Here is a 12,681-nt window from a genome sequence, read left to right as displayed (position 1 = left end):
CAGCGGCCTTGATGGTCGCTGCGGATTTCCCAAGCCAAAGGAGTGGCAAGCATGTTCCTCACCCCCCATTTCACCCTCGCCGAAATGACCGCCTCGCAGATCGCCAACCGCGCCGGGCTGGACAACAACCCGGACAGCCAGGTCATCGCCAACCTGGTGGAGCTATGCAAGACCCTTGAATCGGTGCGCAGCCTGGTCGGCCAGCCGATCCTGATCACCAGCGGCTATCGCTGCGAAGAGCTCAATCGCCGGGTCGGCGGTTCGTCCTCCAGCGCCCATGTCCAGGGGCTCGCCGCCGACATCATGGCGGTCAGCCTGACGCCGCGGCAGCTGGCGCAACGGATCCGCGACAGCGACCTGGACTTCGACCAGCTGATCCTCGAGTTCGACGGCTGGGTTCATCTGGGCCTGTCTGGCCAGCGCCAGCGCCGCCAGGTGCTGACCATCCGCAAGGGCACCGGTTATCTGCCGGGCCTGCAATGAATCGTTACGTCATTGACGTTCAACCCGCCTGCCTCCTATGCTGTATATAAGTACAGTATGCGGGGCGGGCAGCTTCATGCCCGGAGAAACATGATGGTCAACGTCGAACAACTGAAATCCAGCGTCAATCGCATGTCCGTCGATGAGGTGCGCGAGGCCGTGGTGGAATTGCGCCTGGACGGCCTGGTCACCGACGAGCGCACGCCGTTCGGCAAGGTCCACTTCAACACCTGCTTCGCCGAGATCGAAGCCCTGTTCCAGCGTGCCGGCTTTCACCGGCCGCTGGATGTGGTGGGGTACGAAGGCCAGGCCTATGCCTTGTACGACGCCAGCCGCTGGGAGGCGGTGGATGTGTTGCGCTGGCTGAAGGCCGCCTGCGATGCCGCGACCGAGGCTGGCTGAGACGGCGCTCATGCCGGATAATGCGCGGCTCCCAGGTTGCGAGTCTTTTCATGAGCACTGTTTTCGATCCGGCCAGCCAGCAGGCCAGTACGGTCTGCCTGCCGCCGGGCAACTGGTCCACGGTGCTGGACTGCCTGTGCGAGCACTTCAAGGCGATCGGCCGTGAAGCCTGGCTCGATCGCTTTGCCCGCGGGCGGGTGCTGGATGCCCAGGGGCAGCCGATCGCGCTCGACCATCCCTACCGGGTCGGGCTGCGTATCCACTATTTCCGCGAAGTCCCCAATGAAAAGCCGATCCCGGTGCTGGAGGACATCCTGCATGTGGACGAGCATCTGGTGGTGGCCGACAAGCCGCATTTCCTGCCGGTCACGCCGACCGGCGAGTATGTCGAGCAGACCTTGCTGCGCCGCCTGATCCGTCGGCTCGACAACCCTCATCTGGTGCCGTTGCACCGGATCGACCGGCACACCGCCGGGCTGGTGCTGTTCTCGGCCAATCCGCAAAGCCGTTCGGCGTACCAGCAACTGTTCCCGACCCGGCAGATCGACAAGCAGTACCAGGCGATTGCCCCGGCCTTGCCGGCGGTGGCGTTTCCGTTGGTGCACAAGAGCCGCATGGCCAATGGCGAGCCGTTCTTCCGCATGCAGGAAGTGCCGGGGGTGAGTAATAGCGAGACCCATGCCGAGGTGCTGGAGACGCGCGGGAAGCTGTGGCGCTACGGGCTGTCGCCGGTGACCGGCAAGACCCATCAGTTGCGCGTGCATATGGCCGCGCTGGGGGCGCCGATCTGCAATGACCCGTTCTATCCCGAGGTGCTGCAGGGCGAGGATGATTATTCCAAGCCGTTGAAGCTGCTGGCGCGGAGCCTGAGGTTCAAGGATCCGCTGACGGGGGAGGAGCGGTATTTCGAGAGTCGTTTGAGGCTTGATTGGTGAGGTGACTTTCAGGGCCTCATCGCTGGCAAGCCAGCTCCCACAGGGTCCGCGGCGCCGCTGAACCCTGTGGGAGCTGGTTTGCCAGCGATGAGGCCCGTAAGACCAACAAAAAAGGCCCGGAAGCTCAACACTTCCGGGCCTTTCGCATTTCAACCGACTGTCAGCGGTTGAACCGCTCCACCAACGAATACTGCGTCGTCGCCGTATGCGTCAGCTCTTCACTGAGCAACGCCGAATGCTGCGCCTGCTCCGAGGTTTCATCCGCCAGCGCGGCGATGGTGCTGATATTGCGGCTGATCTCCTCGGCCACCGAGCTCTGTTGCTCGGTAGCGGCCGCGATCTGGGTCGCCATGTCGGTGATATTGGCCACGGCCTCGCTGATACCCACCAGCGCCTGGTCCGCTTCCATCACCCGCTGCACGCCTTCCTCGGCCTGGCGATGCCCGGCTTCCATGGTCTGCACAGCGTTGGAGGCAGTCTGCTGCAACTTGGCGATCAGGCTGTGGATCTGCCCGGTGGACTCGCTGGTGCGTTGCGCCAATTGGCGAACCTCGTCGGCTACCACCGCGAAGCCACGGCCCATCTCGCCGGCCCGGGCCGCTTCGATGGCGGCGTTGAGCGCCAGCAGGTTGGTCTGGTCGGCGATGCCCTTGATCACATCCACCACGCCACCGATCTCGTCACTGTCGCGAGCGAGCTGGGTCACGGTCTGCCCGGTTTCACCGACGGCAGTGGACAGGCGCTGGATGGCGTCGCGGGTTTCCCCGGCGATGCTGCGGCCACGGTCGGTCAGGCGATTCGCTGCCTGGGTGGCGTCGGCGGTGCGCTGCACGTGGTTGGCCACTTCCTGGGTAGTGGCAGCCATCTGGTTGACCGCAGCGGCGACCTGCTCGGTCTCCACGCGCTGGCGCTCCAGCCCGGACGAGCTGTTGTGGGCCAGGGCGTCGGACTGACGGGCCTGTTCGTTGAGGTGCTCGGCGGTGTCCTGCAGACGGGTCAGGCAGGTCTTCAGGCGCGCGTCCTGGCTGAGCATGGCCATTTCCAGGCGGGCCTGGACGCCACGGCTGTCGGTATACATCTGGGCGATCAGCGGATCGGAGGTGGTCTGTTCGGCCAGGCGCAGCAGGCGCTTGAGACCGCGCTGCTGCCAGCTCAGGCCGAGCAGGCCCAGCGGCACCGAGAGCGCGGCGGCGAGGGCGAAGCCCCAGGAATGACCCAGCCAGATGCCGATCAGGAAGCCGATCTGGCTGACCATGATGAACGGCAGCCAGTCCTGCAGCACGGGCAGCCACTTGTCGCGTTTCGGAATCGCCGACTTGCCGTCGTTGATGCGCTTGTACAGGGCTTCGGCGCGGCGAACCTGCTCGGCGGTCGGCTTGACCCGCACCGACTCGTAGCCCACCACCTGGTTGTTCTCGAAGATCGGCGTGACGTAGGCGTTGACCCAGTAATGGTCGCCGGACTTGCAGCGGTTCTTGACGATGCCCATCCATGGCAGGCCCTGCTTGAGGGTCGACCACATATGGGCAAAGACGGCCGGCGGCACGTCCGGGTGGCGCACCAGGTTGTGCGGTGCGCGCATCAGCTCGTCGCGGGAGAAGCCGCTGATCTCGATGAAGGCGTCGTTGCAGTAGGTGATGACACCCTTGGCATCGGTAGTCGAAATCAACCGTTGTTGGGCAGGGAAAGTCCGTTCTCTCTGGGTAATCGGCTGGTTGTTGCGCATAAGCTGTTCAATCCGCAAGGCTTTCGTGAGGTATCGGCAGATACACGAAAATATTGAATGAATATTTGGGTTTTATTGATCTTGCTCAATATTCGTTTGAAGCGCTTGAGCTAAGCGAAATCATCACGTTCGTGTAATTTGCGCGCATTCTTTCACATTTTCGCAACATAAGTCAGGCAGTGACCGATGGTTCATGTTGTCGCGAGTGGCGGATAGGTGAACAGGGTGAAGTGCGCGAGGTTCAGCCCGAAATGGGCCAGCAGCGCCGCCGGCAGTCCGCCATGGCGCCAGGCTAACCCGTAACCGGCGCCGGCCAGTGTTGCCAGGGCGACCCAGGCCCAGCCGCCACCGACGTGGGCCAGGCCGAAGAGCAGGGCGCTCAGAACGAGGGCGGGGTTGGCGCCGACAAGGCGTTGCAGGCCGCCCTGAAGGTAGCCGCGGAACAGGGCTTCCTCCACCAGGCTGACCAGCAGCAGGTTGTTGGCGACCCAGAGCCAGGCGTCGGGTGGCCATTTTGGGGACCAATGCACCAGGTCGATAAGCCAGGCGAGGGCGAGGCATCCGGCAAGGGTGATGGTGCCCGCCAGTAACGCCAATCCCGGCCGGGTTCGGCGCGGCATGATGATCCATGGACAGGCCAGCAGTAGCCAGAAGCCGATCAGGGGCTTGTCCAGGTTCAGGTTCATGGAGAGGGTCGCGGCGTCCGGGGTGAAGCGGACCTGATCGAAAACCCGGGCGTTGTTGAAACCGGGGAGCCAGTGCAGGGCCAGGCCGAGGGCCAGCAGGATGAAGAGCGCATGGCCGGCGATTTTCCAGCGCTGGTGTCGGACCATCCAGCCACTGGCCAGCAGCAGGAGGAAGGCCGGCAGGGTGGCAAGGCCGAGGCTGCCGTGGGTGAGGGCCAGGGCGTAGCCGGCGGTCAGGAGGGTGAGGAGGAGCTTTTGAGAGGGCATGCAGCTTCGACTGCAGTGATGGCGTTCAGGACACCGGGTTTTGTGGTGTAGCTGATGGCCTCATCGCTGGCAAGCCAGCTCCCACAGGTCCAGCGGTGCACGCGGTCCCTGTGGGAGCTGGCTTGCCAGCGATTGCTAGAGTGGGATCACCGCCCAATCATCTGCCGCAACACATAATGCAGAATCCCCCCGGCCTTGAAGTATTCCACCTCATTCAGGGTATCGATCCGGCACAGCACCGCGATCTCCTCGACACCGCCATCCTCCCGGGTAATCCGCAACTTCAGGCTCATATGCGGCTCGATCTTCACCCCGTCCAGCCCGAGGATGTCGATCTTCTCCCGCCCGGTCAGCCCCAGTTGCTTGCGATCCTGCCCGGCACTGAACTGCAGCGGCAGCACGCCCATGCCCACCAGGTTGGAGCGGTGGATCCGTTCGAAGCTCTCCGCCAGCACCGCCTTGACCCCCAGCAGGTTGGTGCCCTTGGCTGCCCAGTCGCGGCTCGAGCCGGTGCCGTATTCCTGCCCGGCGATCACCACCAGCGGCGTGCCTTCGTCGCGATAACGCATGGCCGCATCGTAGATCGCCAGCTTCTCGCCGGTCGGCACATGCAGGGTATTGCCGCCTTCCTCACCGCCCAGCATTTCATTGCGGATGCGGATATTGGCGAAGGTCCCGCGCATCATCACTTCATGGTTGCCGCGCCGCGAGCCATAGGAGTTGAAGTCCTTCGGTTCCACGCCCTTGTCCCGCAGGTAACGCCCGGCCGGGCTGTCGGCCTTGATATTGCCGGCCGGGGAGATATGGTCGGTGGTCACCGAATCACCCAGCAGGGCGAGGATCCGCGCGCCATGCACGTCGGCGATTTTCGGCGGCGGGCCGGAAATGCCGTCGAAGAACGGTGGGTGCTGGATATAGGTGGAATCGTCCTGCCACACGTAGGTCGCCGCTTGTGGCACTTCGATGGCCTGCCACTGTTCATCCCCGGCAAAGACCTCGGCATATTCCTTGTGGAACATCCGCGTATCCACCTGGGCCACCGCCGCCGCGATTTCCTGCTGGCTCGGCCAGATATCCCGCAGGTACACCGGCTTGCCATCGGCGCCCTGGCCCAGCGGGTCGTTGCTCAGGTCGATGCGCACCGTGCCCGCCAGGGCATAGGCCACCACCAGTGGCGGCGAGGCCAGCCAGTTAGTCTTGACCAGCGGATGCACCCGGCCTTCGAAGTTGCGGTTGCCGGACAGCACCGAGGCCACCACCAGGTCGGCCTTGGTGATCGCCGCCTCGATCGGGTCGGCCAGCGGGCCGGAGTTGCCGATGCAGGTGGTGCAGCCGTAGCCCACCAGGTCGAAGCCCAGCTGATCCAGATAGGGCGTCAGCCCGGCGGCCTTGTAGTAATCGGTGACCACCTTGGAACCCGGCGCCAGCGAGCTCTTCACCCAGGGCTTGCGTTGCAGGCCCTTTTCCACGGCCTTTTTCGCCAGCAGCCCGGCGGCCATCATCACGCTGGGGTTGGAGGTGTTGGTGCAGGAGGTGATCGCGGCGATCACCACGGCACCGTCCTTCAGGGTGTGTTCCTTGCCCTCGAAACCGAAGCTGATCTCGCCATGCCCGTCGGCAGTGGCCTTGCGTACGTTGAGGCCGAGGAAATCATCGAAGGCCTGGCTCACCCCGGGCAGGGCGACCCGGTCCTGCGGGCGTTTCGGCCCGGCAAGGCTGGCCTGCACCTCGCCCATGTCCAGCGCCAGGCTGTCGCTGAACAGCGGCTCCTGGCCCGGTTCGCGCCACAGGCCCTGGGCCTTGCAATAGGCTTCGACCAGTTCGACGCTTTCCGGCGGCCGCCCGGAAAGCCGCAGGTAATCCAGGGTCACCGCATCCACCGGGAAGAAGCCGCAGGTGGCGCCATATTCCGGGGCCATGTTGGCCAGGGTGGCGCGGTCGGCCAGGGGCAGGTCGGCCAGGCCGTCGCCGTAGAATTCGACGAATTTGCCCACCACGCCCTTCTTGCGCAGCATCTGCGTCACCGTCAGCACCAGGTCGGTGGCGGTGATGCCCTCGCGCAGCTTGCCGGTGAGCTTGAAGCCGATCACCTCGGGAATCAGCATCGACACCGGCTGGCCGAGCATGGCCGCCTCCGCCTCGATACCGCCGACGCCCCAGCCGAGCACGCCGAGGCCGTTGATCATGGTGGTGTGGGAGTCGGTGCCGACCAGGGTGTCGGGGAAGGCATAGGTGCGGCCGTGTTCTTCACGGGTCCAGACGGTGCGCCCGAGGTATTCCAGGTTGACCTGGTGGCAGATCCCGGTGCCCGGCGGCACCACGCGGAAGTTGTCGAAGGCGTTCTGGCCCCAGCGCAGGAAGGCATAGCGCTCGCCGTTGCGCTGCATCTCGATATCGACGTTTTCGCCGAAGGCGGCGGGGCTGGCGTAATGGTCAACCATCACCGAGTGGTCGATTACCAGGTCCACCGGCGACAGCGGGTTGATCCGCTGCGGGTCGCCGCCGGCCTTGGCCATGGCGGCGCGCATGGCGGCCAGGTCGACCACCGCCGGTACGCCGGTGAAGTCCTGCATCAGTACCCGCGCCGGGCGGTACTGGATCTCCCGGTCGGAGCTGCGCTCCTTGAGCCAGTCGGCCAGGGCCTGGAGGTCGGCGCCGGTGACGGTTTCGCCGTCTTCCCAGCGCAGCAGGTTCTCCAGCAGCACCTTGAGCGACATCGGCAGGCGGCCCAGGTCGCCGAGGGCTTTCGCGGCGTCGGGCAGGCTGTAGTAATGGTATTCACGGCCGCTTACGGCCAGGGTCTTGAGGGTTTTCAGGCTGTCGAGCGAGGACATTGACCAACTCCTTCTGCGCCGGTGCGCGGCTGTCTTCCTTGCTGCGGCCGCTGCACCGCCTCTTTCACGGTCCGCACGGCACGGACCTGGCTGCACGGTCAGGTTAGCTCCGTTTGCCCTGACCGACCATTAACTGGACCGGCGGGGCGTGTCGCCAGTTCCGAAAGTCCTTTATCATTCGCCGATTTTCCACCGGGGCGCATGGCGTCCCCGTCCGGAGTGAGTAATGAATACCCTGTTCCTGCATTGCCGACCTGGTTTCGAGAGCGAGGTCTGTTCCGAGATCAGCGAGCACGCCGCGTTGCTCGGCGTCGCCGGCTATGCCAAGGCCAAGCCGCAGACCGCCTGCGCCGAGTTCATCTGCAACGACGCCGAAGGCGCTGCGCGGATCATGAGCGAGTTGCGTTTCAAGCAACTGATCTTCCCCCGCCAGTGGGCCCGGGGCAGCTTCGTCGAGTTGCCGGAAACCGATCGCATCAGCGTGCTGCTGGAGCACCTGGCCGACTATCCGGTGGCTGGCAGCCTGTGGCTGGAAGTCATGGACAGCAACGACGGCAAGGAACTCTCGACCTTCTGCCGCAAGTTCGAAGTGCCGCTGCGCAAGGCCCTGCTCAAGGCCGGGCGCCTGGTGGACAACGGCCCGGGCCCGCGCCTGCTGCTGACCTTCGTCAGCGGTCGCCGCGTGTTCCTCGGCCTGGCCGAGGCGGACAATTCGGCCATGTGGCCCATGGGCATCCCGCGCCTGAAGTTCCCCCGCGAGGCGCCAAGCCGCTCGACCTTGAAGCTGGAAGAGGCCTGGCACCACTTCATCCCCCGCGAGCAGTGGGAGCAGCGCCTGTCCGACGATATGATCGGCGTCGACCTCGGCGCCGCGCCGGGCGGCTGGACTTACCAACTGGTCAAGCGCGGCATGCTGGTCACTGCCATCGACAACGGGCCGATGGCCGAGAGCCTGATGGACACCGGGCTGATCCAGCACCTGATGGTCGACGGCTTTACCTGGAAGCCCAAGCAGATGGTCGACTGGATGGTCTGCGACATCGTCGAGAAGCCGGCGCGTACCGCGGCGATGATCGAGGAATGGCTGGGCGACGGTCACTGCCGCGAGGCGGTGGTCAACCTCAAGCTGCCGATGAAGCAGCGCTATGCCGAGGTGCGGCGCCTGCTGGAGCGTATCGAAGAGGGCTTCAAGGCGCGCAAGGTCAAGGTCTCCATCGGCTGCAAGCAGCTCTATCACGACCGCGAGGAAGTCACCTGCCACCTGCGCCGCCTCGACATCAAGCCATGCTGAATCACGGAGTTTATTGAGATGACCGATTTCACCCCTGACGCCGTGCTCGACGCCACCGGCCTGAACTGCCCGGAGCCGGTGATGATGCTGCATCAATACGTGCGCGACCTGGGCGCCGGTGGCTTGCTCAAGGTGATCGCCACCGACCCCTCGACCCGCCGCGATATCCCCAAGTTCTGCGTGTTCCTCGGGCATGAGCTGGTGCAGCAGGAAGAAGAGGCCGGCACCTACCTGTACTGGATTCGCAAGAAGCTCGACTGACACCCCTGGCTGTTACTCCACTGTTTCCTCCGGTGACGCCTGCACCGGTACTGTGCATGGAATGGATGCCAGCCTTCTGGCTGCATCCTTTCCTTTACTGCCTCCCTCCTGACTTCCCTGTATCCGGCACATACGTTGCTAGCTAAACGCTATCACCCTGAGCGCCTGCAGAAACGATTGCGCTCCAGGGTCCCCCTATGCGCAGGAGTGAGTCATGAATCGTCTGTTGTCACCGGGTGCGCGTTTGTTGGGGCGTTTCGGTTTTGCGCGCAAGTTCCAGTTGCTGTTCCTCTTGTTCATGCTGCCGCTGGTGTTCAGCCTCGGGCTGATCGGCATGGATTACCGCGACCGCCTGGCGGTGATCGCCGGCGAGCAGTCAGGGGTCCGCCAGTTGCTGGTGCTGGATGACCTGGAGCGCGAGCTGTCGGCCCAGCGTTATCGGGCGGCGCGCTGGAAAGCCATCGATATCCTCCGTGAACCCACCGCCGAAGCCCGTCAGTTGATGAGCGAGATCGATGCTGCGCTGCCGCGTATCGATCAGGCCCTGAAAAACCTCAAGGCGACCCTGGACCAGGAAAAAGCCGGCGCCGACACCCTGGCCCGCTTTGAGTCCCTGCAAGGCTCGTTGGCCGGCCTCGACAGCCAGTCCCTGCGCGGCGTCGGCTGGTGGCCGGACGGTTATGACCGCTTCACCGCCGGCATCGGCAATCTGCAGGCGCTGCGCGAGCAGATCGCCATGGACACCGGCTTGATCCTCGATCCATGGCTGGAAACCTACCTGCTGATGCAGCTCTCGACCCAGCAGACCCCGGACCTGATCGAGCGCATCGGACGCATGGCCAGCATCGGCCAGACCTCGGTGGTCTCCGGCCAGTTCAGCCTGCAGAGCCGCCTGCAGATGCGCGACCTGCGCAGCCGTATCGGTGACGCCCGGGAGCAGATGGTCAAGACTGCCGGCTCCCTGCAAACCCGTCTGCCGCCCGAGCTGCAAGGCTGGGGCAACCGCTACGGGGCGAGCCTGAAGGGGCTCGATGCCGAGCTGGCGGTGCTGGACGATGGCGTTTTCGGCGGCTCGATCAAGCTCAAGCCCGCCGAGTTCGAGGCCAGTATCGGTCGCCTGCTGGACGATATGTTCGGCCTGCGTGGCGCGTCGTTGCAGTCGCTGAACGAGCGCCTGGACTACTACCACGCCAAGTCCAACCGCGAATTCATCCCGGTGGGTGTGACCATCGGCCTGTTGCTGCTGCTCGCGCTGTACCTGTTCGCCTGCCTGCAAGCCTCGATCCGCCGCAGTGCCAGCGGCATCACCACCCTGGCCGAGTCGCTGCGTGACGGCAACCTGTGCGTCGAGGTGTCGGTGCAGGGGCGCGATGAACTGGCGGTGATCAGCCAGGCGCTGAACGTCGCGGTGGTGCAGTTGCGCGCCAGCCTGCTGGGGGTCAATCACGAGACCCGGCAACTGGGCTCGGCGGTGCAGACCCTGAATGTCCAGGCCAACGGCACCCTGCAGGATGTGGAACGGCAGCAACAGCAGATCAGCCAGATCGCTGCGGCGGCGACCCAGTTGGCGGCAACGTCGCAGGAAGTGGCGCGAAGCTGCGAGCACGCCTCCGACAGTGCCCGGCAGACCCGGCGCATTGCCGAGGACAGCAACCGCGACAGCCAGCGCACCACCGACAGCATCCAGCAGCTCAACCGCCGCCTGACCGATACCGCCGAGGCGCTGCAGCGGGTCAGCGAGCAGGGCCAGCAGATCCAGTCGGTGGTGGACGCGATTCGCGGTATTGCCGAGCAGACCAATCTGCTGGCGCTCAACGCCGCCATCGAGGCGGCGCGGGCCGGGGAGCAGGGCCGCGGCTTTGCCGTGGTGGCGGACGAGGTACGCAGCCTGTCCCAGCGTACCCAGGCGTCCACGGCGCAGATTGCCGGGACGGTGGACAGCCTGCGCACCACGGTGACCCAGGCGGTCAGCTTGATGGAAGCCGCCTGTGGTCAGGCGGTCCAGGATGCCCAGTCGGTGACCGGGCTGGGCCAGCGCTTGGGCGAGATCGCCGGGGCGGTGCAGGGCGTGACTGACACCCTGGCGCAGATCCTCACCGCGGTGGAAGAGCAGACCGGCACCGCCGATGAAGTCAGCGGCAATATCCAGCAGGTGGACCAGGCTGCCGGGCGCTTGCTGGATGGCGCCCGGGCAGTGAACCAGGCGGCGGATACCCTGAGCCAGGGCAGCCGCGCGCTCAACGACAATACCGCGCGCTTCAACCTGGGCTGAGCTGCCCCTTGCGGATATGCCGGCGGGTGCAGCGCAGCAGGCGGATCGAGAGCATGATCGCTGCGCAGGTCAGGCCGGCGATCAGGCCTTGCCACAGGCCGCTCGGGCCGCTGGCGGGGCTGAGGTAGTCGGTCAGGCCGAGCAGGTAGCCCACCGGCAAACCGATGCCCCAGTAGGCGAACAGGGTCAGGATCATCGTCACCCGGGTGTCCTGGTAACCCCGCAGGGCACCGGCGCAGATCACCTGGATGGCGTCGGAGAACTGGTACAGCGCAGCGAACACGATAAGCATCGCGGCGATCTGGATCACCGCGGTGTCCGGCGTGTAGATCGAGGCGATCTGCTCGCGCAGCAGCAGGATCAGTGACGCCGAGAACGCCGCGAACACCAGCGCCGTGCCCAGCCCGACCTGGGCGGCGAAACGCGCCTGGTGCGGATCGCCGGCACCCACCGCCTGGCCTACGCGCACGGTCACCGCCATCCCCAGCGAATACGGAATCATGAACAGCAGCGAGCTGATGTTCAGGGCGATCTGGTGCCCGGCGACCACGGTCGGGCCGAGGCTGCCGATCAGCAGGGCGATCACCGCGAAGATGCTCGATTCGGCGAACACCGCGATGCCGATCGGCAGGCCGATCCCGAGCAGGCGCTTGATGGTCGTCCACTGCGGTTTGTCGAGGCGCACCAGCACCCGGCTGCTGGCGTAGGCCGGGGCCCAGCGGCTCCAGGCGGCCATGCTCAGGGCCATGAACCAGCCGACGATGCCGGTGGCCCAGCCGCAACCGACGCCGCCGAGCGCCGGCAGGCCGAAATGGCCGTAGATCAGCACCCAGTTCAGCGGGATGTTCAGCAGCAGGCCGCACAGGCCGATGACCATGCTCGGACGGGTGCGCCCGAGGCCGTCGCTGTAGCAGCGCAGCACGTAGTACAGGGCGATGCCGGGGAAGCCGAAGGCGATACCGTGCAGGTAGCCCATGCTCGGGCCGATCAACTGTGGGTCGACCTTCATCAGGTGCAGGATGGGTTCGGCGCCGAGGAGCAGGGCGCTGGACAGCAGGCCCACCACCAGCGCCAGCCACAGGGCCTGGCGCACCAGCGGGGCGATCTCGCCGTGCTGGTTGGCGCCGAAGCGCTGCGCCACCTTGGGCGTGGTAGCGAGGAGGATGCCGGTCATCAGCAGGTACACCGGGATCCAGATCGAGTTGCCCAGGGCCACGGCGGCCAGGTCCTCGGGGCTGACCCGGCCGGCCATCACGGCATCGACGAAGCCCATGGCGGTGGTCGCCAGCTGGGCGACGATGATCGGGGTGGCAAGGCGCAGCAGGCTGCGGACTTCGGTGCGGATGGCGGGCATGGTGGTCGTGGGGCTGGCAGGGAAAGCGACGTAGTCTACGCGTTGATCGGTTGGTCAGGAAATGTTGGTGTCTGGACGGGCCTCATCGCTGGCAAGCCAGCTCCCACAGGTCCGGTGCATGCAGTCCCTGTGGGAGCTGGCTTGCCAGCGATGAGGCCGGTGCAGACACC

The 12,681-nt window shown here is 65.4% G+C and carries 10 protein-coding genes; 6 read left to right on the top strand and 4 right to left on the bottom strand.

The features are described 5' to 3' along the window. The first annotated feature begins 51 nt into the window (after positions 1 to 51). The 3 genes from AC2CQI_RS11635 to AC2CQI_RS11625 all read left to right on the top strand — a co-directional run bounded on the left by AC2CQI_RS11635 (position 52) and on the right by AC2CQI_RS11625 (position 1,820). On the top strand, positions 52 to 483 hold the full coding sequence (locus AC2CQI_RS11635) for a D-Ala-D-Ala carboxypeptidase family metallohydrolase (protein WP_075803037.1): 432 nt from the start codon (positions 52 to 54) through the stop codon (positions 481 to 483). Positions 484 to 576: 93 nt separating this feature from the next. After that, a complete protein-coding gene (locus AC2CQI_RS11630; RefSeq protein ID WP_484580608.1) occupies positions 577 to 885 on the top strand; it encodes a transcriptional regulator in 309 nt (102 codons plus the stop codon). Positions 886 to 935: 50 nt separating this feature from the next. Beyond that, a complete protein-coding gene (locus AC2CQI_RS11625) occupies positions 936 to 1,820 on the top strand; it encodes a pseudouridine synthase (protein WP_484580240.1) in 885 nt (294 codons plus the stop codon). A gap of 160 nt (positions 1,821 to 1,980) precedes the next feature. Here the strand turns inward: AC2CQI_RS11625 and AC2CQI_RS11620 are convergent, their stop codons facing one another. The 3 genes from AC2CQI_RS11620 to acnA form a co-directional block, all read right to left on the bottom strand. Then, positions 1,981 to 3,546 carry a methyl-accepting chemotaxis protein gene (locus tag AC2CQI_RS11620; RefSeq protein WP_075803040.1) on the bottom strand — a complete coding sequence of 522 codons (1,566 nt, stop codon included), beginning with the start codon at positions 3,544 to 3,546 and terminating at the stop codon, positions 1,981 to 1,983. Positions 3,547 to 3,737: 191 nt separating this feature from the next. Beyond that, the gene (locus AC2CQI_RS11615; protein ID WP_484580239.1) at positions 3,738 to 4,499 is read right to left on the bottom strand and encodes a CPBP family intramembrane glutamic endopeptidase; all 762 of its coding nucleotides are present in this window, start codon (positions 4,497 to 4,499) and stop codon (positions 3,738 to 3,740) included. A 146-nt stretch (positions 4,500 to 4,645) separates the two neighbouring features. Further along, entirely contained in the window at positions 4,646 to 7,333 is a 2,688-nt protein-coding gene (gene acnA, locus AC2CQI_RS11610) for an aconitate hydratase AcnA (protein ID WP_484580238.1), read from the bottom strand. Between the two features lie 226 nt (positions 7,334 to 7,559). Here acnA and rlmM point away from each other — a divergent pair, with 226 nt between their 5' ends. The 3 genes from rlmM to AC2CQI_RS11595 all read left to right on the top strand — a co-directional run bounded on the left by rlmM (position 7,560) and on the right by AC2CQI_RS11595 (position 11,157). Then, entirely contained in the window at positions 7,560 to 8,624 is a 1,065-nt protein-coding gene (gene rlmM / locus AC2CQI_RS11605) for a 23S rRNA (cytidine(2498)-2'-O)-methyltransferase RlmM (RefSeq protein ID WP_484580237.1), read from the top strand. Between the two features lie 18 nt (positions 8,625 to 8,642). Further along, entirely contained in the window at positions 8,643 to 8,885 is a 243-nt protein-coding gene (tusA, locus tag AC2CQI_RS11600) for a sulfurtransferase TusA (RefSeq protein WP_484580236.1), read from the top strand. Between the two features lie 214 nt (positions 8,886 to 9,099). Further along, complete coding sequence (locus AC2CQI_RS11595; RefSeq protein ID WP_484580235.1) at positions 9,100 to 11,157, top strand: methyl-accepting chemotaxis protein; 2,058 nt, start codon at positions 9,100 to 9,102, stop codon at positions 11,155 to 11,157. On the opposite strand, the gene AC2CQI_RS11590 is transcribed toward AC2CQI_RS11595, so the two are convergent. Then, entirely contained in the window at positions 11,144 to 12,511 is a 1,368-nt protein-coding gene (locus AC2CQI_RS11590) for an MATE family efflux transporter (RefSeq protein ID WP_484580234.1), read from the bottom strand. The two genes, AC2CQI_RS11595 and AC2CQI_RS11590, sit on opposite strands and share 14 nt — an antisense overlap. Between the last annotated feature and the right edge of the window lie 170 nt (positions 12,512 to 12,681).

Source organism: Pseudomonas sp. P2S-1, from assembly GCF_057197725.1.
The sequence above is the reverse complement of the archived record's forward strand: the minus strand, read 5'-3'. Positions and strand labels throughout refer to the sequence as shown.

Bases quoted from the DNA above. Each gene is read 5' to 3' on its own strand.
- AC2CQI_RS11635 (WP_075803037.1), top strand. From the start codon at position 52: ATGTTCCTCACCCCCCATTTCACCCTCGCCGAAATGACCGCCTCGCAG.
- AC2CQI_RS11630 (WP_484580608.1), top strand. From the start codon at position 577: ATGGTCAACGTCGAACAACTGAAATCCAGCGTCAATCGCATGTCCGTC.
- AC2CQI_RS11625 (WP_484580240.1), top strand. From the start codon at position 936: ATGAGCACTGTTTTCGATCCGGCCAGCCAGCAGGCCAGTACGGTCTGC.
- AC2CQI_RS11620 (WP_075803040.1), bottom strand. From the start codon at position 3,546: ATGCGCAACAACCAGCCGATTACCCAGAGAGAACGGACTTTCCCTGCC.
- AC2CQI_RS11615 (WP_484580239.1), bottom strand. From the start codon at position 4,499: ATGCCCTCTCAAAAGCTCCTCCTCACCCTCCTGACCGCCGGCTACGCC.
- acnA (WP_484580238.1), bottom strand. From the start codon at position 7,333: ATGTCCTCGCTCGACAGCCTGAAAACCCTCAAGACCCTGGCCGTAAGC.
- rlmM (WP_484580237.1), top strand. From the start codon at position 7,560: ATGAATACCCTGTTCCTGCATTGCCGACCTGGTTTCGAGAGCGAGGTC.
- tusA (WP_484580236.1), top strand. From the start codon at position 8,643: ATGACCGATTTCACCCCTGACGCCGTGCTCGACGCCACCGGCCTGAAC.
- AC2CQI_RS11595 (WP_484580235.1), top strand. From the start codon at position 9,100: ATGAATCGTCTGTTGTCACCGGGTGCGCGTTTGTTGGGGCGTTTCGGT.
- AC2CQI_RS11590 (WP_484580234.1), bottom strand. From the start codon at position 12,511: ATGCCCGCCATCCGCACCGAAGTCCGCAGCCTGCTGCGCCTTGCCACC.